At 43.4% G+C, this 20568-nt stretch carries 18 protein-coding genes; 7 read left to right on the forward strand and 11 right to left on the reverse strand.

What is annotated here, in order from left to right; translation table 11 throughout:
* Positions 1 to 167 precede the first annotated feature (167 nt).
* Positions 168 to 935 (reverse strand): ABC transporter ATP-binding protein, encoded by a 768-nt coding sequence (locus M3P07_RS00235; protein WP_249967890.1) that lies wholly within the window; start codon positions 933 to 935, stop codon positions 168 to 170.
* Complete coding sequence (locus M3P07_RS00240; RefSeq protein ID WP_249967891.1) at positions 935 to 1672, reverse strand: MlaE family ABC transporter permease; 738 nt, start codon at positions 1670 to 1672, stop codon at positions 935 to 937. The genes M3P07_RS00235 and M3P07_RS00240 overlap by 1 nt, the downstream gene beginning before the upstream one ends.
* Before the next feature lie 115 nt (positions 1673 to 1787).
* Here M3P07_RS00240 and pafA point away from each other — a divergent pair, with 115 nt between their 5' ends.
* Positions 1788 to 3458, forward strand: a complete 1671-nt coding sequence (pafA, locus tag M3P07_RS00245; RefSeq protein WP_249967892.1) for an alkaline phosphatase PafA — start codon at positions 1788 to 1790, stop codon at positions 3456 to 3458.
* 168 nt (positions 3459 to 3626) lie between these two features.
* Here the strand turns inward: pafA and M3P07_RS00250 are convergent, their stop codons facing one another.
* From M3P07_RS00250 to gcvP, 3 genes are all read right to left on the reverse strand, one after another.
* The gene (locus M3P07_RS00250) at positions 3627 to 4478 is read right to left on the reverse strand and encodes a glycosyltransferase family 2 protein (protein WP_249967893.1); all 852 of its coding nucleotides are present in this window, start codon (positions 4476 to 4478) and stop codon (positions 3627 to 3629) included.
* A gap of 369 nt (positions 4479 to 4847) precedes the next feature.
* The gene (locus M3P07_RS00255; RefSeq protein ID WP_249967894.1) at positions 4848 to 5906 is read right to left on the reverse strand and encodes a 3-oxoacyl-ACP synthase III family protein; all 1059 of its coding nucleotides are present in this window, start codon (positions 5904 to 5906) and stop codon (positions 4848 to 4850) included.
* A 161-nt stretch (positions 5907 to 6067) separates the two neighbouring features.
* On the reverse strand, positions 6068 to 8968 hold the full coding sequence (gene gcvP / locus M3P07_RS00260) for an aminomethyl-transferring glycine dehydrogenase (protein ID WP_249967895.1): 2901 nt from the start codon (positions 8966 to 8968) through the stop codon (positions 6068 to 6070).
* A gap of 126 nt (positions 8969 to 9094) precedes the next feature.
* Between gcvP and M3P07_RS00265 the strand changes: the two genes are divergently transcribed.
* Complete coding sequence (locus tag M3P07_RS00265) at positions 9095 to 9919, forward strand: UbiA prenyltransferase family protein (RefSeq protein ID WP_249967896.1); 825 nt, start codon at positions 9095 to 9097, stop codon at positions 9917 to 9919.
* On the opposite strand, the gene M3P07_RS00270 is transcribed toward M3P07_RS00265, so the two are convergent.
* The 6 genes from M3P07_RS00270 to M3P07_RS00295 form a co-directional block, all read right to left on the reverse strand.
* Positions 9916 to 10146 carry a hypothetical protein gene (locus M3P07_RS00270; protein WP_249967897.1) on the reverse strand — a complete coding sequence of 77 codons (231 nt, stop codon included), beginning with the start codon at positions 10144 to 10146 and terminating at the stop codon, positions 9916 to 9918. The two genes, M3P07_RS00265 and M3P07_RS00270, sit on opposite strands and share 4 nt — an antisense overlap.
* Positions 10147 to 10148: 2 nt before the next feature.
* A complete protein-coding gene (locus M3P07_RS00275) occupies positions 10149 to 10703 on the reverse strand; it encodes a sigma-70 family RNA polymerase sigma factor (RefSeq protein ID WP_249967898.1) in 555 nt (184 codons plus the stop codon).
* A 144-nt stretch (positions 10704 to 10847) separates the two neighbouring features.
* Positions 10848 to 12878 carry a M3 family metallopeptidase gene (locus M3P07_RS00280; protein ID WP_249967899.1) on the reverse strand — a complete coding sequence of 677 codons (2031 nt, stop codon included), beginning with the start codon at positions 12876 to 12878 and terminating at the stop codon, positions 10848 to 10850.
* A gap of 3 nt (positions 12879 to 12881) precedes the next feature.
* Positions 12882 to 13196, reverse strand: a complete 315-nt coding sequence (locus tag M3P07_RS00285; protein WP_249967900.1) for a hypothetical protein — start codon at positions 13194 to 13196, stop codon at positions 12882 to 12884.
* Positions 13197 to 13239: 43 nt separating this feature from the next.
* Positions 13240 to 13731 carry a 5-(carboxyamino)imidazole ribonucleotide mutase gene (purE, locus tag M3P07_RS00290; protein WP_249967901.1) on the reverse strand — a complete coding sequence of 164 codons (492 nt, stop codon included), beginning with the start codon at positions 13729 to 13731 and terminating at the stop codon, positions 13240 to 13242.
* Positions 13732 to 13741: 10 nt separating this feature from the next.
* On the reverse strand, positions 13742 to 14896 hold the full coding sequence (locus M3P07_RS00295) for a 5-(carboxyamino)imidazole ribonucleotide synthase (protein WP_249967902.1): 1155 nt from the start codon (positions 14894 to 14896) through the stop codon (positions 13742 to 13744).
* Between the two features lie 118 nt (positions 14897 to 15014).
* Between M3P07_RS00295 and M3P07_RS00300 the strand changes: the two genes are divergently transcribed.
* The 5 genes from M3P07_RS00300 (at position 15015) to M3P07_RS00320 (ending at position 20422) form a co-directional block, all read left to right on the forward strand.
* Positions 15015 to 16133: an adenylate kinase gene (locus M3P07_RS00300; protein WP_249967903.1), complete on the forward strand. Its 1119-nt coding sequence runs from the start codon at positions 15015 to 15017 to the stop codon at positions 16131 to 16133.
* Positions 16134 to 16142: 9 nt separating this feature from the next.
* Positions 16143 to 16658 carry a GNAT family N-acetyltransferase gene (locus M3P07_RS00305; protein ID WP_249967904.1) on the forward strand — a complete coding sequence of 172 codons (516 nt, stop codon included), beginning with the start codon at positions 16143 to 16145 and terminating at the stop codon, positions 16656 to 16658.
* Positions 16659 to 16672: 14 nt separating this feature from the next.
* Positions 16673 to 17674: a GTPase ObgE gene (obgE, locus tag M3P07_RS00310; RefSeq protein WP_249967905.1), complete on the forward strand. Its 1002-nt coding sequence runs from the start codon at positions 16673 to 16675 to the stop codon at positions 17672 to 17674.
* 61 nt (positions 17675 to 17735) lie between these two features.
* Positions 17736 to 18254 carry a DUF4136 domain-containing protein gene (locus tag M3P07_RS00315; protein WP_249967906.1) on the forward strand — a complete coding sequence of 173 codons (519 nt, stop codon included), beginning with the start codon at positions 17736 to 17738 and terminating at the stop codon, positions 18252 to 18254.
* A gap of 143 nt (positions 18255 to 18397) precedes the next feature.
* The gene (locus M3P07_RS00320) at positions 18398 to 20422 is read left to right on the forward strand and encodes a S9 family peptidase (RefSeq protein ID WP_417951989.1); all 2025 of its coding nucleotides are present in this window, start codon (positions 18398 to 18400) and stop codon (positions 20420 to 20422) included.
* The last annotated feature ends 146 nt before the right edge of the window (positions 20423 to 20568 follow it).

Raw genomic sequence — 20568 nt, forward strand, 5'->3', positions numbered from 1 at the left:
TGTGAGATGTGAGATGTGAGATGTGAGATGTGAGATGTGAGATGTCAGATGTGAGATGTCAGAGGTCAGATATCGGATGCCAGAAATCGGATGTGGGTTCTTCTAATTTCCAAATTCCAAATTCCAAATTCCAACCATCCAAGAATCCAACAATCTGGTGGTCCGTGCTAATTACGCTCTTCGATATACATCTGTCGAACTTTCTTAAATAACTCGGAAGAGTACACAAAGTTGGTCACCGCTTCGTTATCTGTTTTAAAGATTTCCTTATTGGTGCCTTCCCATTCCTTGTATCCATCTTTAAGAAATATGATTTTCTCCCCAATTTCCATCACGGAATTCATATCGTGGGTGTTGATCACCGTGGTGATGCTGTATTCTTTGGTGATCTCTTGGATGAGATTGTCGATCAAGATGGCTGTTTTGGGGTCCAATCCGGAATTGGGTTCATCACAAAACAGATATTTTGGATTCATAACGATGGCCCGTGCGATAGCAACCCTTTTTTGCATGCCCCCGGAAATCTCCGAAGGAAATTTTTTATGGGCATCTATCAGGTTTACGCGTTCCAAAACAAAATCCACACGGTCCTGCATTTCGGCTTTGGATTGTTTGGTGAACATATCCAGGGGAAACATTACGTTACCTTCCACGGTCATGGAATCAAATAGAGCACTTCCTTGGAATACCATGCCCATTTCCTGGCGTAAATCCCGTCTTTGGTCTGTTGAAAGCTCTGAATAATACTTTCCGTTGTAGCAAATTTGCCCTTGTTCAGGTTCAAAAAGCCCTAGGAGACATTTAAGAAATACCGTTTTTCCAGATCCACTTTGCCCGATGACCAAATTGGTCTTCCCTTGTTCAAAAACCGTGCTGATGCCCTTTAAAATATGGGCGTCTCCAAACGATTTATGTATGTTTTCCACTTCTATCATTAGCCGAGCAACAGTTGGGTTAAGATATAGTTCAAAATAATAATTACCACACTGGTCCAGACAAATGAGGTGGTACTGGCCTTTCCTACCTCCAAAGCCCCACCTTTCATGTAAAGACCATGAAAAGAAGGGATGGTAGCAATGATAAAGGCAAAAACAAAGGTCTTGATAAAGGAATAGGTCACATGGAACGAATCAAAATCCAATTGAAGCCCTTTAATAAATTCCCCACTTGGAGCATAACCGCCGAAAGCACCTGCAATCCATCCACCCAAAATACCGACGTACATGGCAATGGCCACTGCAAAGGGATAGGCCAACATTGCGATGATCTTGGGAAATACCAAATAGTTTACAGAATTGATTCCCATGACCTCCAGGGCATCAATTTGTTCGGTAACCTTCATGGTTCCGATACTGGAGGTGATATAAGATCCTACTTTTCCCGCCATAATGATCGAGGTGAAGGTGGGTGCAAACTCCAGGATTACGGATTGCCGTGTGGCGAAGCCGATCAAACTTTTTGGAATCAAGGGACTGTTGAGGTTAAGGGCGGTTTGGATCGTAACAACCCCACCTATAAAAAAGGAAATAAAGATGATAATACCCAACGACCCGAAAATCAGTTCATCGATTTCCTTTAAAATTAGGGATCTCATGATTGGCCATTTGGTAGGTTTTTTAAATACTTCATACACCATGATGAAGTACTTTCCAATCGCTTCAAGGTATTTCATGTGCCAAAAATTGACTTGCAGGCATAAAAATAAGAATATTGGCGTGTTTTTAACCTTGATTTAAATTTTAAAAAAGGAATTATTGAATAGTTTTGTTCCACGATAAAACCGATTTATGAGCGTAACCAAACCATTGACCCTAGTAGTGTTCCTTTGTGTATTTGTTGTGGCCACAGCACAACGCAGGAATAAAAACCTTCCCCAAGTGCAACCCGTTGAAATTGCCCAATCACCAAAATTGGTGGTGGGTATCGTCGTGGATCAGATGCGATATGATTACCTGACAAGGTTCTGGAACCACTATGGCGATGAAGGATTTAAACGAATGATTCGGGATGGTTTCAATTGCAAAAACCACCATTTTAACTATGCACCTACAAGTACTGGTCCGGGACATGCATCGGTATATACTGGAACTACACCTGCAACTCACGGGATCATTGGGAACAATTGGTACGATAAGTATCAGGATAAGGAGGTTTATTGTGCTTCAGATGATCGGCTTTTTTCAGTGGGTTCCACCTCGGATGCTGGGAAAATGTCTCCCCATCGATTGCTCACCACCACCATTACTGATCAATTGAGACTACATACCCAAAAACGAGGAAAAGTCATTGCCGTTGCCTTAAAGGATAGGGGAGCTGTTCTTCCCGGAGGTCATATGGCCAATGCGGCTTATTGGTTTGAAGGAGGGGACACTGGGAAGTGGATAAGTAGTTCGTATTATATGACGGATTTGCCCCAATGGGTGAAAGACTTTAATACCTCTGGGAAAATCCAGGAATATAAAAAGGCATGGACCACCCTGAAAGATATAGCGCTTTACACAGAAAGTGGAACGGATAATAATGCTTATGAAGGTTTGTTTGAGGAGGAGACTGCTCCAACATTTCCGCATAGCACCCCTAATCTTTTGAGTAAGACAAAAGATTTTGAGATAATAAAATATACCCCTTATGGCAATAGCCTCACTTTGGATTTTGCACTTGAAGCACTGGAACATGAATCCCTTGGCGTAGATTCCATTACAGATTTTTTGGCCATCAGCTTCTCAAGTACCGATTATGTTGGGCATAAATTTGGGGTGAATTCCAAGGAAATTCAAGATACATATTTGAGATTGGATTTAGATTTGGCACGATTGTTTAATAGGTTGGATGAGAAGGTAGGGGCAGGGAATTATACTGTATTTTTAACTGCGGATCATGGGGCAATCAATGTGCCTGCATATTTGCGTGATGAGCAAATACCTTCGAATTATCTGGATATGGAGGCGCTAAAATCCAAGTTCATTGAATTCCAAAAGTACAAATTCGGCACTACCGATGTGGTCAAAAACATTTCCAACTATCAGGTATTCTTGGATCACAAAGTCATACATAACTTAGACATCGATTTGAATGATGCCCAGGAGGAAATTGCTAGGGAACTTCTAGGGTACGAGCAGGTCAACCAGGTCTATACGGCGACCCAAATGTGGCAAAACGATTACACCCAGGGAATCCCCTATATTCTTCAAAATGGCTATAACCAAAAACGCTCTGGTGATGTGCTTTTGGTTCCCAGTCCAGGTTATACAGCATATCATGAAACAGGATCAACACATGGCTCTCCCATGATTTATGATACCCATGTGCCCCTTTTACTATTTGGCAAAGGAGTAAAACAAGGAAGTACGGTAAACCGAACGGAAATCCCGGATATTGCTCCGACCATGGCGGCTTTGATGGGGATTGCCTTTCCAAATGGAACTACCGGAAGGCCGCTGCGGGAGGTGTTGGAGTAAATCAATCTGATTCTTGGAGGATTTTTTGTTCAGTTGAATCTTGGATCTTGTGGTTTTTTTTCAAAACCGCCTCCATATTTGGGGTATAAATTGAAGAGGACATTGTCTACACAATCTTTTCAAAAAAAAGTGCATTCGAAGGTGTATATCATTGCCTCGTAGCTGATTTTATGAAGCGGACACTTTTTTTAATATTCCATTCCATCGGTATTTTCGAATAAAAGCACCTTCGTCCCTTGAGACATATCTCTGCTGTTGTTTAAAAAATGCTTTTAAATACCCGACGATAACCTGATGGTAGAGCCAGGGGTTTCCGGCCTGCCACGCCATTTTGAGGGCCGCCAGTTTGGCCAAAACAATTCCGTAGCGCATCTTGTAAAGGGCCTCCCCTTTACTTTGTCTTTTTTGGGTGGTATAGCCGTGTCCGGTAGGTCTAAGGTGCTTTACTTCCAATGATTTTACCGTGATTGTTTCAAAACCATGGTATTTGGCCAACAGCTCATCTACCGTATCCCATCCCACTCCAGGCCTAAGTCCTCCAATTTTCTTAAAGCAGGCCTTGTGGTAAAGCTTGATCGGGCCTCGGATATGATTTTTGTCCGAGATGTTTTCGTAAATCCAATTGCTTTCTTTCCGAACATAGAGCAAACCGGAACACATACCCAATTTCCAATTGCTTTGAAAATGGTTGAGCATTACGTCAAAATAATTGGAAGGAAGGATGATGTCGGCATCAAATTTCCCAATTAAATCGTAATCAGAAACGTGCTTCAAGCCAAAATTGAAGGTGTCCACCACTTTTTTGCCCGGGTTATGGGCATTGGTGGATTTACGTTGAAGAACTTTTACCCAAGGATTTTTTTTGGCAAATTCCGTCGCGATTTTGAAGGTATTGTCGGTTGAATTGTCATCCACAAGGATTAACTCATCCGGTTTGTGGGTCTGCGACGCAAAAGCGTTCAAACAATCCTGAAGATGTTCCCCTTCGTTATGGGCAGGAATGATCACGCTCAATTTCATTCCGCAAAATACCAATTATCAAACATACAAATCCAAAAGTGCTACCGTAATTTTTGTTGGATGCCAGATGCCAGTTGTCAGATGTCAGATATCAGATGTCTGATGTTGGATGTCAGATGTTGGATAAGAGATGCGGGATTCTTTATACTTAATGTTGGAATTTGGGATTTTCTTATTTCGTTAAGTGAAGAATGTAGGGATAAGAATTTTTGAACTTTATAATCAGTTATCAGTTATCAGTTATCAGTTATCAGTTATCAGTTATCAGTTATCAGTTGGTAGCTGGATGCGAGGAGCAAGGTGTTGAGTTTTGGAATTTGTATACTATTAACTTGGTGCTTGGTGCTTGGTGCTTGGTGCTTGGTAGCCTTATACCCGATACACAACGGCATTGATATTCATTCCGGCACCAACGCTTGCAAAAATAACCACATCTCCTTCCTGGACCTCGTGCGGCTCTAGCTCTCCTTTTCTAACCAAATCGAACAGTGTAGGTACTGTGGCTACGGAACTATTGCCCAACTTATGTATACTCATGGGCATAATGTTCTCGGGAGCCTGTTTGCCATATAGGCGGTAGAATCTCTTAATAATGGCCTCGTCCATTTTCTCGTTGGCCTGGTGGATAAAAATTTTCTTTACTTCATCGATATCAACACCACTGGAATCCAAACATTCCTTCATGGCTTTTGGTACATGGATACAGGCAAATTCGTAGATTTTTCTGCCATGCATTTTGATGTAGCGCGTATCTGGGCAACCCTCATTCTTATAGGTTTTGTCAAAGAAAAGAAAATATGCCTCCCCATTGGCATAGGTTTCTGAAGCATGACTTAAAAATTCACCAGAATCGGAATTTCCCTCCAAAATTGCAGCTCCGGCACCATCAGAATAGATCATGCTGTCCCGGTCATGGTCGTCCACTATTCTGGATAGCGTTTCCCCGCCAATGACCAAGCATTTTTTTGCCAAGCCGCTTTTGATAAAAGCAGAAGCTTGGATCATTCCCTCGACCCAGCCAGGGCAGCCAAAAATCATATCGTAGGCAACACATCTTGGGTTTTTGATTTGGAGCAGGTGTTTTACCCTTGTGGCAAGACTTGGTAGCGTATCTCCTTGGATCTTTCCTGGTGTCAAATCCCCGAAGTTATGGGCAAAAATGATATAATCCAGTTCCTCCCGGTCAATTCCCGCATCCTCGATAGCCTTTTCAGCAGCCAGATATCCCAGGTCTGAAGTTTTTAGCTCCGATGGCGCATAACGCCTTTCGGCAATACCGGTAATGGCCTGAAATTTTTCTATGATTACTTGATTATCATGCTCAAAATTTGAACCATTGGTATCCAAGAAATGGTGTTGGAGAAAATCTTCATTTGTAGTGATTACGGAAGGAATATAGCTTCCAGTACCGGTGATACCAATATTCATGTCGAGGTTTTGAATTCAAGATAAATTTCAGGTGCCAAATGAAGTCAAGAAAATATGATTCCATACGATGCCCAAAGAAGCGATATACCAAGCATCAATAAGAAAACACCTTGATTTTCGTAGGAAACCAAAGCGTTTTATGCCTAAATATACATGTTGTACTATACTTCCGCGTAGGCCTCTATTGGCGCACAGGTGCAGATCAAATTACGATCTCCAAAGGCTTCGTCTGTTCTACGGATGCTTGGCCAAAACTTGTTTTCGGAGATATACGGTAATGGGAATGCAGCTTTTTGTCGGCTATAGGGATAATCCCAATCATCACTAGTGATCATGGTCAGAGTGTGCGGTGCGTTCTTCAATACATTATTGGGATCTTCGGCATGCGCCTCATCAATTTCCTCCCTAATGGCAAGCATGGCTTCGCAGAATCTTTCCAATTCCGCCAGACTTTCACTCTCTGTTGGTTCTATCATTATGGTGCCGGCAACGGGAAACGATACTGTTGGAGCGTGAAATCCATAGTCCATTAATCGTTTGGCGATGTCGGTTACTTCGATTCCATGTGCTTTAAACGGTCTGCAATCCACAATCATTTCGTGAGCAGCCCTTCCTCGTTCCCCAGTATAGAGTACCTCAAATTTGCCTTTGAGTCGATCTTTGATATAATTGGCATTCAAAATGGCCATTTTGGTAGCTTCTGTCAGTCCTTCAGCCCCCAACATTTTGATATATCCATAAGAAATGAGACATGCCAGTGCACTACCCCAGGGAGCAGCAGAAATGGCGGTAATTGCCATTTCACCTCCCGTTTCCACAACGGGATTGGAAGGAAGGAATGGTTTCAATTGTTCCGCAACGCAAATAGGTCCCACACCTGGTCCTCCTCCTCCATGAGGTATGGCAAAGGTCTTGTGTAGGTTTAGGTGACATACATCAGCACCGATTGTTGCTGGATTTGTTAGCCCCACCTGGGCGTTCATATTGGCCCCATCCATATAGACCTGCCCTCCATGATCATGGATCAATTGGGTTATTTGTTTTATGGAGGATTCAAATACGCCATGTGTAGATGGGTAAGTAACCATCAAAGCCGCAAGGTTTTCGGAATGCAACTTGGCTTTTTCCTCTAGATCGGCAACATCGATATTGCCATATTCATCAGTTTTGGTAACCACCACTTTCATGCCTGCCATTACCGCCGAAGCCGGATTGGTTCCGTGGGCGGAGGCTGGAATAATACAAATGTGTCTATGACCTTCTCCCCGGGATTCGTGATAGGCCTTTATGGTCATTAGACCGGCGTATTCACCTTGGGCGCCGGAGTTGGGTTGAAGCGAGGTTGCCGCAAACCCAGTGATTACATTCAACTGGGATTCCAATTCCTTAAGCACCTCTTGATAGCCTTGGGCTTGGTCTAAGGGCACAAAAGGGTGGATATTCCCCCAGTTGGCCCAGCTTAAAGGCAGCATCTCGGAAGCAGCATTAAGTTTCATGGTACAACTCCCCAAGGAAATCATGGAATGATTGAGGGCCAAATCCTTGCGCTCCAACTTTTTGATGTAACGCATCAACTCCGTTTCGGAATGATAGGAATTGAATACTTCGTGTTCTAAAAATGGAGATTTCCGTTGCAAGGCATTTGGAATGCAACTGCCCTCTGTGGTAATTACTGTTTCTTTTAGTACTTGGGTAAATCCTTGGCCTTCATTTTCCGAATCCACCGTTGCCGTTTCTTTTTTGGTAAGTGCCTCAAAGCATCGGAACAACATCAGTATGTCCTCTTGACTTGTCGCCTCGTTCAGTGATATCGAAATCGTTTTGTCGTCAATATAATTGAAGTTGATCTTGGCATATTCCGAAACTTGTTTTAGAAGTTTGGTGTCTTCAACCTCAACCTTAATGGTGTCGAAAAAGGCCGAATTCAATTGCGTAAATCCGAAATGCTCCACCACGTTGGATACAAGTTGGGTGTTGTTGTGTACTTTTTCGGCAATATATTTTAAGCCCTCGGGGCCGTGGTATACCGCATACATACCGGCCATAACGGCCAGCAGCACTTGGGCTGTACAGATATTGGACGTGGCCTTATCCCTTTTAATGTGTTGTTCACGTGTTTGCAGGGCCATGCGTAGGGCATGGTTCCCATCGGTATCCTTGGTAACGCCAATAATTCTACCTGGAATACTTCTTTTGTAGGCTTCTTTGGTGGCAAAAAAGGCGGCATGGGGACCTCCGTATCCTAAAGGTATACCAAAGCGTTGCGTGGTTCCTACCACAACGTCCACGCCCCATTCACCGGGAGGTGTAAGCAAAACCAAGCTTAGTATATCAGCTGCTACGGCAACCTTGATTTCATTTGCCTTGGCCTTTTCAACAAACTCGGCATAGTCGTGGACCTGGCCGTGTTTTCCGGGATATTGCAACAAGGCACCATAGAATTCGGACGAAAAGTCGAAAGTTTCGTGGTTGCCGATCACCAATTCAATATCCAGCGGTTTGGAACGGGTTTGAAGCAAGCTCAAAGTTTGTGGCAATACTTCCTCGGAAACAAAAAACTTAAGTGCCCCATCCTTTTTTTGTTGGCGCGACCTTAAATCCAATAACATTGTCATAGCTTCGGCCGCAGCGGTACTTTCATCCAAAAGGGAAGCGTTGGCCAATTCCATTCCTGTAAGATCGCTTACCATGGTCTGGAAGTTAAGGAGGGCCTCTAAACGACCTTGGGCAATTTCTGCTTGGTATGGGGTATAGGCCGTATACCACCCTGGATTTTCCAGGATATTACGCTTAATCACGGAAGGGGTCAAACTTTCGTGGTACCCTAAACCAATGTAACTTTTAAAAACTTTGTTTTTATCGGATAAATACTGGATATGGGTCAAAAACTCATGTTCGCTAATACCAGAAGGTAGGTCCAGTGGATTTTTTAATTTGATATCATCCGGGATAGTTTCGTGAATCAGTTGCTCCAAACTGTCCACTCCAACAGTTTTGAACATGGTCTGTAAATCTTTTTCAGTAATCCCAATGTGCCGTGAGGCAAACACATCTGTATTCATATCACAGTTTTATAAAGTGCACAAAATTAGTCATAAATTCATTCAAAATGAGGAATTTTGTGGAAGGTCAAATCAAAGTTGTTAACCACAAATTAACCTTTGGACTTAAAAAGTGATCTTTGTTTAATGCGCTGGGCCAAAACCTTATTTGATTTTTACCTAAATGCCAGTGTTCATGTGGCTTTAGCGGTGACCTCTTTGACTGGGGCATCCCTACTTTTGCTAAACATTTTGCCGAACTACTCCTTGTTGGGTTTTGTTTTTTTCAGCACTATCGTCTGCTATAATTTCATCAAGTATGGGGTAGAGGCGGAAAAGTATTTGATCGTGTCCAATACCTACCATAAATACATTCAAATTTTTAGCTTTTTGTGTTTTGGTTTTGCACTCTACTTTTTATTGCAATTGGACAAACTTTTGTGGTGGGCCATTACGATTTTGGGTTTGATATCGACTTTATATGCGATTCCGCTGTTGCCCAAATCAGGGAATCTGAGAAGTTTGGGTGGTATGAAAATCTTTATCGTGGCCTTGGTTTGGGCTGGGTTTTCGGTAATACTACCAGCATTGGATGCCGGAATGGAATTCTCATGGGATATAGGCATTCTCCTTACCCAACGCTTTCTTCTGGTAGTAGCGTTGATTCTTCCTTTTGAAATAAGGGATTTAAAATGGGATTCCAAGGATTTAAGGACCTTACCGCAAATTTTGGGCATTCAAAAGACCAAGAAACTGGGATTGGGGCTACTGGTAGTTTTCTTTTTTCTCACCTTTCTTCGAGATGTAATTACTTTGGATGAGATTTTAGGAAGGGCAATAATTTCAGTTGTACTGGGAGTATTGTATCTTTCCAAGGTTGATATGGGGAAGAGATATTTGGCTTCTTTTTGGGTTGAGGCCATCCCGATGTTCTGGCTGGGAATAATCTGGATGCTAAAAAAATGGTTTTAAAGACGCTGCTCCAAATCCTTCTTCATCACTTTTTTTTCGGCCTCCGAAAGGGTATTTAGGTTGGCCTTGTCACAAAGCGTGGTGAGGGTCTTGTTCTTCTTGGTGAATTTTGCGCAGGTCTTGCATGTAAAAATGTGAAAGCGAAGCTTTATTGTCTCCCAGAGTCCCGCTTCCTTGTATTGCGATTTATTACATATTGTGGCCGCTTCCTCGCATGAAATCTTCATAACTAAAACCAATTTTCATTTAAACAACCCATTAGGGCAGTTCTTGCTCTGTGGATCATTACCCAGAGGTTTGACGGATTTATCCCGAGTTCATTACAAATATCCTCCGTACTCATTCCCTGAATCGTTTTCATGTTGAACACCAGGGATTGTTTCTTTGGTAATTTCGAAATGCACTCTTGGATGGCCATGCCCAATTCCTCATTTTCAATATTGCTATGGCCGTCCCTGCTAAAGGGGTCCGCTACCTGTTCTTCCAACCAGTCGCCTTCAGAATCTGAACTGGCATTGTAGTTGACTCGAACCTCCGCCTTGCCTTTTTTTGAGTTTATTTTTCGATAGTGGTCGATGACCTTTCGCTTTAGAATGGCAATCAACCATGTGCGCTCTGCAGCATCACCTTTGTAGTTCTTGGCCGAATTGAGTCCTGCATAAAAGGTCTCCTGGACCAAATCTTTTGCGATTTCGGCATCACTTACGCGGGCCACCGCAAAGTTGAACAGATAATCTGCATATTGGTCTACCCAGTTTTCCGGATGAAGTTCGTGCGCTACCATAGTTTTAAGAAGTACCAAATGTAATGGTTTTTAGTTAACGATTTCGTGCATTTTGCATTACAAACCACCCCAAAAAGTATCACGAAATGTTCAAGGCGCGGAACTTTACCATAAGATTAACAGTAAGAATTCCATCATTCTAGCTTATCCGGCCTTCTTGATTAATCCTGCCCTTTCCAACAGAGGTTCTATTTTGGGTTCGGCCCCTCTAAAGCGTTTGTAGAGGGTCATCGGATTTTCTGTACCGCCCTTGGACAGTACATGTTCCTTGAACTTGTCCGCAACTTCCTTATTGAAAATTCCATTTTCCTTGAAGTAGGCGAAAGCATCCGCGTCCAGTACTTCTGCCCATTTGTAGCTATAGTAGCCAGAAGCATACCCGCCTTGAAATATATGGGCAAACGCCGTACTCATACAGGTCTCGGATGTTTCCGGGAAAAGATTGGTGCCTTCGAACGCCTTGGATTCGTAGGCTTTGACATCTTTGATTTCGGACGGATTGGTCCCATGCCACGCCATATCCAAAAATCCAAAACTCAATTGGCGTAAAGTGGCCATCCCTTCCTGAAAAGTGGCCGTTTCCTTAATTTTTTCAACCAGTTCCATTGGGATTAACTCGCCAGTCTCGTAATGAAAGGCAAAAAGTTCCAGCACCTCTTTTTCATAGCACCAGTTTTCCATAATCTGACTGGGCAGTTCCACAAAGTCCCAGTATACCGAGGTGCCCGAAAGGCTTGGGTAGGTGGTATTGGCCAACATCCCATGCAGTCCATGCCCGAACTCATGGAACAAAGTAGTCACTTCGTTAAAGGTGAGCAGGGAAGGTTTGGTTTCCGTAGGTTTGGTGAAATTACAGACATTGGAGATATGGGGGCGACTATTTTCGCCATTCAAAGTGTATTGGGATTTGTAGGAGGTCATCCATGCACCTCCCCGTTTTCCAGGTCGTGGATGGAAATCGGCATAAAAAAGGGCGATAAAATTGGCCTCGGTATCATACACCTCAATGGTCTTGACCTCCTCGTGGTACTTTTCCACATCAAAAACCTCCTTAAAAGTTAAACCGAACAATTTTTCAGCCACCTTAAAGACCCCGTCGATTACATTTTCCAGTTTAAAGTAGGGCTTGAGTTTTTCATCGTCCAGATTGAACAACTGTTGTTTAAGCTTTTCGGAATAATAAGAACTGTCCCATTTCTCCAACTTTTCTATTCCATCAGTGGCTTTAGCAAAGGTGGCCAACTGCTCAAACTCCTTGACGGCGGCGGGTTTGGCCTTGTCCAACAATTCGTTAAGGAAATCCAATACTCTTTGGGGCGTTTCGGCCATTCGTTCCTCCAGAACAAAGTGTGCATGGGTTTCATAGCCCAGTAATTGGGCCCTTTCGTGCCGCAAGGCCACAATATTGAGCACATTCTCCTGATTGTCCAGTTCGTCCGAATGAAATCCTTTGCTGCCAAAGGCCAAGGATAGTTTTTTACGTAGCACCCTGTTCTCGGCATATTTCATGAACGGAATATAGCTGGGGTAATCCAAGGTAATCAGCCAACCTTCCTTTTCTTTGGATTTTGCCAATTGTGATGCTGCTTCCTTGGCACCTTCAGGCAGACCAGCTATATCAGCTTCGTCGGTAAGGTGCATTTCGAACTTATTGGTCTCTGCCAATATATTCTCACCAAACTTAAGTTTGAGCTTGGAAAGCGCTGCATCGATTTCCCGAAGCCGCTTTTTGTCATTGTCATTCAAATTGGCACCATTTCGACTAAAACTCTTATATCGTTTGTCCAACAGGGTCTGCTGCTCCGGTGACAAGGTCAACCCATCTTTTTGATCGTGGATAGCCTTAATTCGTGCGAACAATTTTTCGTTCAGGGTGATATCATTGCTGAACTCCGATAACAAGGGCGATATTTCTTGGGCAATTTTCTGGATTTCTTCGTTGGTCTCCGCTGAATTCAAATTGAAAAAAATACTGGAAATTCGATCCAATTGTTTCCCGGAATAGTCAAGGGCCTCTAGGGTGTTCCCAAAAGTGGGAGGTTCCTGATTTTCCGCGATTAGGTCAATCTCCTTTCGGGCATCGGCGATGGCCTCTAGGAAAGCAGGCTTAAAATGTTCGTTTTTGATCTGTCCAAAAGGAGCTTGGTCAAAAGGTTTTAAAAGAGGATTGTTCATGGATTATTGGGAACGTAGATTTTTAAATTTCGAATAAGTAATTTCAATAATTAGGAAAAAAAGCGTGGCAATAATGGCGTAAACCCCACCGGTCACGAAGGCAAAATTACGGGCCGTATCAGCACTTTTTTCTGGCGAGATGAAATACTCCCATCTGATATAATTGGTTATCTGAATAAAGAGATACAAAGCGAAAAAAACAAAGGTGGCCAGCCACAATTTTTTGGGTAATTGGGTCACAAACAATTTTCGTATTGCCACCAGGGTAACTATGGAAACCAAGGCAAACAAACTGCAAACAATAGTTGGAGTGTTCATGAGGTTCTTTTATATAGATGAAATTAGACCATTAAGGAATTTATCATTTTCCTTTTTTGATTTCCTCAGCTCCTTTGATGACTTTTTCCTTAAGACCTTGCTTGTACACCTCGATTTTATCCAAGATGCACTGGTCCGAACTGCCAAGAATTTGGGCCGCCAAAATTCCGGCATTTTTGGCGCCGTTTAGCGCAACCGTGGCCACAGGAACGCCCCCGGGCATCTGCAGAATGGACAAAACAGAATCCCAACCGTCAATGGAGTTGCTACTTTTCACGGGGACACCAATAACAGGTAAAGGCGAAAGTGATGCCACCATTCCGGGTAGGTGTGCTGCACCTCCAGCACCGGCAATAATCACCGCATATCCATTTTTGTGGGCATTTTTGCTGAAATCGAACAGCTTTTCTGGAGTTCTGTGCGCCGAAACAATGTCCACGTCGACTTCAATATCAAACCCCTTTAGGATTTCTACAGCATCTTGCATAACGGGAAGGTCACTGGTACTTCCCATGATTACGGCTACTTTTTTCATTGAATTCTTTTTATTTACTTTTTACTTGTATGGTTTCCTTGACCTTTTGGGCAACTTCCCGGGCTCGGGCCATATTTTCGTCCACAATGGTCACATGGCCCATTTTACGAAACGGACGGGTCTGTTTTTTACCATAAATGTGTGGAGTTACTCCCTTCATTTCCAAAATGGACTCCATATTTTCATAGATCACATCACCTGTATGGCCTTCGGCTCCTACCAAATTGACCATGATTCCTGCAACCTTGCTGTCAGTTTTACCAAAAGGAAGCCCCAAAATAGCCCGAATATGTTGTTCGAACTGATTGGTATAGCTCGCCTCAATGCTGTAGTGGCCACTGTTATGGGGGCGAGGTGCCACTTCGTTTACCAAAATTTCATCATCTTGGGTTTGGAACAATTCCACGGCAAGTAGACCAACATGTTCCATGTTTTCTGATACCTGGAGCGCCACCTCGTTCGCTTTTTTGGCAATCGCCTCGTCTATACGGGCCGGACATATCACGTATTCCACTTGATTGGCCTCAGGATGGAACTCCATTTCCACAACAGGGTATGTCACTACCTTGCCTCGGGCACTGCGGGCCACGATTACGGCAAGCTCATTCTTGAAATCTACCATCTCTTCGGCAATGCACTCCACATTGGGCAGGTCGTCCAAATCGGCTTCGTGCCTAACCACTTTCACCCCTTGGCCGTCGTAACCAAATTGGGCACTTTTCCAAACAAAAGGTAATTTGATACCGCCATTGGCCAAACTGTCCTTTATTTCAGTGGTATAGGCGAATCGGCTAAAGGGGGCGGTCGGAATGCCGTGGTCCGTGTAGAAAAGCTTTTGTGTGGCCTTGTTTTGGATGGTGCGCAATGCCTTTGTGGGCGGATATACAGTTACTCCCTCCTGTTCCAATTTTTCAAGGGCATCCACATTCACATTTTCAATTTCGATGGTAAGTACATCCACGTCCTTTCCGAAATTGTAGACTGTGTCAAAGTCGAGTAGGCTGCCCAGAACAAATTCATTGCATGCTATTCTGCAAGGCGCTTCGGCAGAAGCATCCAAGACTTTGGTGTGGATGTCCCATTTTCGGGTTTCGTAGAGCAACATTTTGCCCAATTGACCACCACCTAAAATCCCTAGTTTAAAGTCGGAAGAGAAGAAATTCATCAATCGAATAATTGGAATGACAGCAAAAATACAGGAATTCCTTGAAGCAATAAAGATTGGGCCTCGGAAGCGGCCCTAAAAATGTTATCTTTGCCAACCTAATTAATTTGATGACCAATTGATTAAGCTCCACGACAAAGTCTTTAGACCCTTTTTGACGGAACGACAAATTTTGGCCGCCATAAATGATATGGCTACTAAAATTGCCGAGGACTACAAGGACAAAGTGCCCATTTTTGTGGGGGTCCTAAACGGAGCTTTTATGTTTGTTTCCGACTTTCTGAAGGCGTATCCCTATCCGTGCGAGGTTTCCTTTGTTCGGTTAAGCTCTTATCAGGGATTGACCTCCACTGGTATAGTGGAAACCCTCCTGGACGTGCCAGAAAATATTGAGGGACGGGATGTGATCATTCTGGAAGATGTTATTGATACAGGCAGAACCCTAAAGCAATTGGTGCATCTGTTTTCTGGGACCAATGTAAAGCAGTTCAAGATAGCCTCCCTTTTTTACAAGTCGGAAATCTACAATGGGGAATATGCCATAGACTATGTGGGGTTGGAGATACCGAACAATTTTATTGTGGGGTATGGACTGGATTATAATGAATTGGGAAGAAATTTGAGAGAAGTATATCAATTAAACCAAGCTAATATGATTAACCTAGTGCTTTTTGGAAAGCCAGGGGCTGGAAAAGGAACCCAAGCAGGAGTTTTAAAGGAAAAGTACAACTTGAAGCACATTTCCACAGGAGATGTTTTTCGGTACAACATGAAAAATGATACAGAACTTGGTAAGTTGGCCAAGTCCTACATAGACCGTGGGGATTTGGTGCCGGACGAAGTGACCATTAATATGTTGAAGGACGAGGTGGAGAAAAATCCGGATGCAGCTGGGTTTATTTTTGATGGATTTCCGAGGACCGAGGCACAGGCCGAAGCATTGGATAACTTTCTGGAGTCTAAAAATATGAGGATCGATGCAACTATTGCCCTAGAGGCCGATGATGATGTATTGGTAGGCCGACTGCTCGAACGTGGTAAGGAAAGTGGCCGTAGCGATGATCAAGATGAAAGCAAGATTCGCAACAGGTTCGACGAATACAATCAGAAAACAGCTCCCCTAAAGGCATACTACGATAAGCAGGGGAAGTTTCATTCTGTGAACGGAATCGGGGAGATTTCTGAAATTACCGAGCGACTTAGTGCTGTGATCGACCAATTTGTGGTGATCCAATAAAAATCAATCTTGAATTTACAGCCCACGCTTTCGAAGGGTCAAGTACATTTGAGGCCATTGGTTTCCAAAGATTTTAGAAGCCTTTACGCGGTAGCTTCCGATTCTGGTATTTGGGAACAACATCCCATAAAGGAAAGGGCGGAACTTTTCGGTTTTACCAAGTTTTTTGCCGAATCCCTCAAATCAAAGGGAGCATTGTTGATTTTGAACAGCAAAACCGGCGGGACCATTGGGAGTACAAGATTTATGCTTAGACCTGCTTTTGGGAATGCAGTGGAGATTGGTTGGACCTTTCTTTCCAGGGCGTACTGGGGAGGAAAATGCAACGGAATCGTAAAAGAATTAATGATAAAGCACGCCGTTCAAGACGTAGATGAGGTAATGCTTTTTGTGGATAAGGAAAATATTAGGTCGCAAAAGGCGGTGGAAAAACTGGATTTTGTGCCCAAAGACAAATTGATCATTGACCGAAACCATAACCAACGACCCAATGATATAGTGTATAGGGTGTTAGGTGTTGGATAAAGCCATATTATAGGATGACTGAGGGAAATTTTGTGGATTATGTAAAGGTGCATTTAGCTTCCGGGAATGGAGGCAAAGGTTCTGTGCACCTACACCGCGAAAAGTACATTACCAAAGGCGGACCGGATGGCGGTGATGGTGGCCGGGGAGGCCATGTGATTATTAGGGGCAATAAAAACCTTTGGACACTCATCAATTTCAAGTTTAAAAAGCATTTTAAGGCCGGGCATGGGGAACATGGAAGCAAAAACAGAAGTTCCGGGGCCGATGGCACAGATGTATACCTCGATGTCCCATTGGGCACCGTAGTAAGGGATACAGACTCCAATAACATTCTTTTTGAGATTACCGAAGATCAGGAAGAACGTATTGTTCTTGAAGGGGGTAAGGGCGGCCGTGGTAACTGGCATTTTAAAAGTCCCACCAATCAAACCCCAAGATATGCACAACCCGGAATCCCGGGCCAGGAATCGCAAGTGACCCTGGAGCTCAAGGTTTTGGCGGATGTTGGTCTGGTTGGTTTCCCCAATGCGGGAAAGTCCACACTGCTATCGGTTATGACCTCTGCGAAACCCAAGATTGCTGATTACGAATTCACCACCTTAAAACCCAATTTAGGTATTGTGAAATACCGGGATTTCCGAAGCTTTGTTATGGCCGATATTCCGGGAATTATTGAAGGTGCAGCGGAAGGTAAAGGCCTAGGGCATTATTTTTTGCGACATATTGAACGCAATGCCACCTTGTTGTTTTTGATACCTGCTGACAGTAACGACATTTCCAAAGAGTATGAAATTCTATTGGATGAGCTTAGACGTTACAACCCTGAACTTTTGGACAAGGAACGGCTAGTGGCCATTTCCAAAAGTGATATGTTGGACGAAGAACTGATGGAAGAAATGAAGGTTGAGCTGGATAGGGACCTAAAGGATGTGTCCTACATGTTTATATCATCTGTGGCGCAACAGGGTATCCAGGAACTCAAGGATAAATTGTGGACGCTGTTGAACGAATAATGCGGCTTTTTTAGAATCCCAAGTCAAATATTGATTAAATTTAAAGGTATTCCCGAACGCTATGAAATACCTTTTTTCCATAATTATATTGGGCTTGCTGGCTTCTTGCGGAGGCATTCGGGTGAACTACGATTACGATAAAGCAACCAACTTCAGGAACTATTCCAGTTACAATTATTTTTCGGATATGGATTCCGGATTGAGCCAATTGGATGAGCAAAGATTACTTCGTGTATTGGATTCTACCCTGCAATCCAAAGGCTTTCTACTTACCGAAGAGCCTTGTTTTTATATCAATATTCTGAGCAGTGAATTTCGAAGTTCTCCCAACAACGCCGTGGGGGTGGGTATTGGTGGCACTGGACGGAATGTTGGCGGTGGGGTTTCCGTAGGACTTCCCTTGGGTAATTCTGGCATCCAAAGACGGATTCAGTTCGACTTTGTCGACGCCCAAAAAGACGCTCTTTTTTGGCAGGCCACAACAGAAAGTGGATACAGGGAAAATGCTTCCCCAAGCGTACGTGAAGAACGACTAAGGGCTTTGGTAAAAAAGGTGTTCTCCAAATTTCCTCCTCAATAGTCCCATTACTCAAAGAGTTTCAATGTCACTTAAAACCCTGATTAGCTGAACTTTTGTCCAAAAAGATGTAACAAAAGTTTGGAGGAACAGTCTAATTAGGATGATTATACATTTTCCCACGAACACTATAAATCAAAAAACGTATGAAATCTAAACTCAATTTTAGGACGGCTTCGTTAGCTGCCCTAGCACTATTTATTGGATGCATGTCCTATGCACAGGACAAACCAGGAAATCCCGAGTTGGCAAGTTCGGAAGCTGATCTTTTAGCACTCGCTGCATTGGACCAAGGCGACTACCGTTATACGGTCGAAGATTATTTTGGGAATCCGAAGGCATTTACCTTTCGATTTTCCCCAGACGGCAAATATCTATCGTATAGGGAAAGGGATGAGAATGGCAAACAGCACGTATTTGTAAAGAATTTGGCCAGTGGTGAATCAAAAATGGCCATTGAGGAAAAGGACGAACTGGTACGCGGCTATGGTTGGCTCAACAACTCCCGTTTGCACTTTGCCATGGATAAAGGAGGGGACGAGAACTATCATATTTATGCGGTGGATTTGGACGGCAGCAATTTGAAGGATCTTACTCCTTACGATGGGGTTAGGGCACAGTTTACCGAATTGCTTCGAGAGGACAAAGAGCACATCATTGTTTCCATGAACAAGAACAATCCGCAGGTATTTGAACCCTACATGGTCAATTTAAATACTGGGGAAAGCAAGCAGTTGTATTCCAACGATGACCCCAACAATCCCATTTTTGGATACAATTTTGACAAGGAAGGAAACCTTAAGGCATTCACCCGGATTCGCGATGGGGTGGAGCAAGATTTGTATTATGAAGATGGCGCAGGGGGCTACAAAATCCTGAAAAGCCTAAACTGGAAGGATAACTTTACCATACTTAGCTTTAATTATGCCACACCCAATCCGAATGACGCCTATGTATTGTCCAACTTGGAAAGTGACAAGGCCGAAATTCTGCTTTACGATCTTAAAGAAGACAAGAGCTTGGAAAGGGTATTTACCAACGATCAATACGATGTACAGGCAATGGGCCTTTCCAGAACAAGGAACTATGAGATTGATTACTTCTCGTACCAAGGGGAAAAGAACATTGTGGTACCGATCAGTGAACCGTACCAAAAATTGGCTGCAAAAGTAAAGGCTGATTTACCAGATAAGCAATTCCAGGTTTTGGATGCGACAGAAGATGAGAACCAATACATGGTCTATGTGGATAGCGATCGTTTGTATGGGGTTTATTATTCCTATGATGTGGCTAAAAATGAGCTGAAGGAGCTGTACAACACCATGCCCCAGCTGAAAGAGGCGGATATGTCGGAAATGAGGCCCATTACATTTACAAGTAGGGATGGAATCACCATTCATGGATACATTACACTGCCCAAGGCTGCCTTGGCGGGTGAAAAGGTGCCAGTAATCGTGAATCCACATGGGGGACCACAGGGTATCCGGGATTCATGGGGTTTTAATCCCGAGGCACAATTGTTTGCAAGCAGGGGATATGCAACACTTCAGGTGAACTTTAGGATTTCTGGAGGGTACGGAAGGGAGTTTTTGGAATCTGGTTTTAAGCAAATTGGTAGAAAGGCCATGGACGATGTGGAAGATGGACTACAGTATGTAATTGACCAAGGCTGGGTAGATGGCAATAAGGCAGCAATTTATGGGGGAAGTCACGGGGGTTATGCCGTGCTAAGGGGCTTAACCAAAACCCCAGACCTATATGCATGTGGTGTGGACTATGTGGGAGTGTCCAATCTTTTCACCTTTATGAAGACCATTCCCCCCTATTGGAAACCCTACTTGAAAATTATTAAAGAGATTTGGTACGATGAGGACAATCCTGAAGAAAAAGCCATTATGGAAGAGGTCTCGCCGGTTTACCAAATGGACAAGATCAAAAAACCATTGTTTGTGGTTCAGGGAGCCAACGACCCTAGGGTAAATATCGACGAATCTGACCAAATAGTCAGTGGGCTAAGGGAAAAGGGCTATGATGTGCCTTATATGGTCAAGTACGATGAAGGCCATGGTTTTGGTAAGGAAGAGAATCGATTGGAACTCTACAAAGCTATGATGGGCTTTTATGCCAAGCACCTGGGCAAGCAAGAAATTGCCACCCCATTACGAGATTGATCAGTCCATAACCAATTGCAAAGGAGCCTTTTTGGCTCCTTTTTTTATGCAGTTTTTGCTGTATTACCGCTTAAGGTTCCAAATTTACCACTGGTCATAATACCCTTTCCAATAGCAGGTTGCACATCTATATTTGACCTATCAAT

Origin of the sequence: Flagellimonas myxillae (assembly GCF_023502235.1) — a bacterium.
Lineage (GTDB): Bacteria > Bacteroidota > Bacteroidia > Flavobacteriales > Flavobacteriaceae > Flagellimonas > Flagellimonas myxillae.

Bases quoted from the DNA above. Each gene is read 5' to 3' on its own strand.
- M3P07_RS00235 (WP_249967890.1), bottom strand. From the start codon at position 935: ATGATAGAAGTGGAAAACATACATAAATCGTTTGGAGACGCCCATATT.
- M3P07_RS00240 (WP_249967891.1), bottom strand. From the start codon at position 1,672: ATGAAATACCTTGAAGCGATTGGAAAGTACTTCATCATGGTGTATGAA.
- pafA (WP_249967892.1), top strand. From the start codon at position 1,788: ATGAGCGTAACCAAACCATTGACCCTAGTAGTGTTCCTTTGTGTATTT.
- M3P07_RS00250 (WP_249967893.1), bottom strand. From the start codon at position 4,478: ATGAAATTGAGCGTGATCATTCCTGCCCATAACGAAGGGGAACATCTT.
- M3P07_RS00255 (WP_249967894.1), bottom strand. From the start codon at position 5,906: ATGAATATTGGTATCACCGGTACTGGAAGCTATATTCCTTCCGTAATC.
- gcvP (WP_249967895.1), bottom strand. From the start codon at position 8,968: ATGAATACAGATGTGTTTGCCTCACGGCACATTGGGATTACTGAAAAA.
- M3P07_RS00265 (WP_249967896.1), top strand. From the start codon at position 9,095: ATGCGCTGGGCCAAAACCTTATTTGATTTTTACCTAAATGCCAGTGTT.
- M3P07_RS00270 (WP_249967897.1), bottom strand. From the start codon at position 10,146: ATGAAGATTTCATGCGAGGAAGCGGCCACAATATGTAATAAATCGCAA.
- M3P07_RS00275 (WP_249967898.1), bottom strand. From the start codon at position 10,703: ATGGTAGCGCACGAACTTCATCCGGAAAACTGGGTAGACCAATATGCA.
- M3P07_RS00280 (WP_249967899.1), bottom strand. From the start codon at position 12,878: ATGAACAATCCTCTTTTAAAACCTTTTGACCAAGCTCCTTTTGGACAG.
- M3P07_RS00285 (WP_249967900.1), bottom strand. From the start codon at position 13,196: ATGAACACTCCAACTATTGTTTGCAGTTTGTTTGCCTTGGTTTCCATA.
- purE (WP_249967901.1), bottom strand. From the start codon at position 13,731: ATGAAAAAAGTAGCCGTAATCATGGGAAGTACCAGTGACCTTCCCGTT.
- M3P07_RS00295 (WP_249967902.1), bottom strand. From the start codon at position 14,896: ATGAATTTCTTCTCTTCCGACTTTAAACTAGGGATTTTAGGTGGTGGT.
- obgE (WP_249967905.1), top strand. From the start codon at position 16,673: ATGACTGAGGGAAATTTTGTGGATTATGTAAAGGTGCATTTAGCTTCC.
- M3P07_RS00315 (WP_249967906.1), top strand. From the start codon at position 17,736: ATGAAATACCTTTTTTCCATAATTATATTGGGCTTGCTGGCTTCTTGC.
- M3P07_RS00320 (WP_417951989.1), top strand. From the start codon at position 18,398: ATGAAATCTAAACTCAATTTTAGGACGGCTTCGTTAGCTGCCCTAGCA.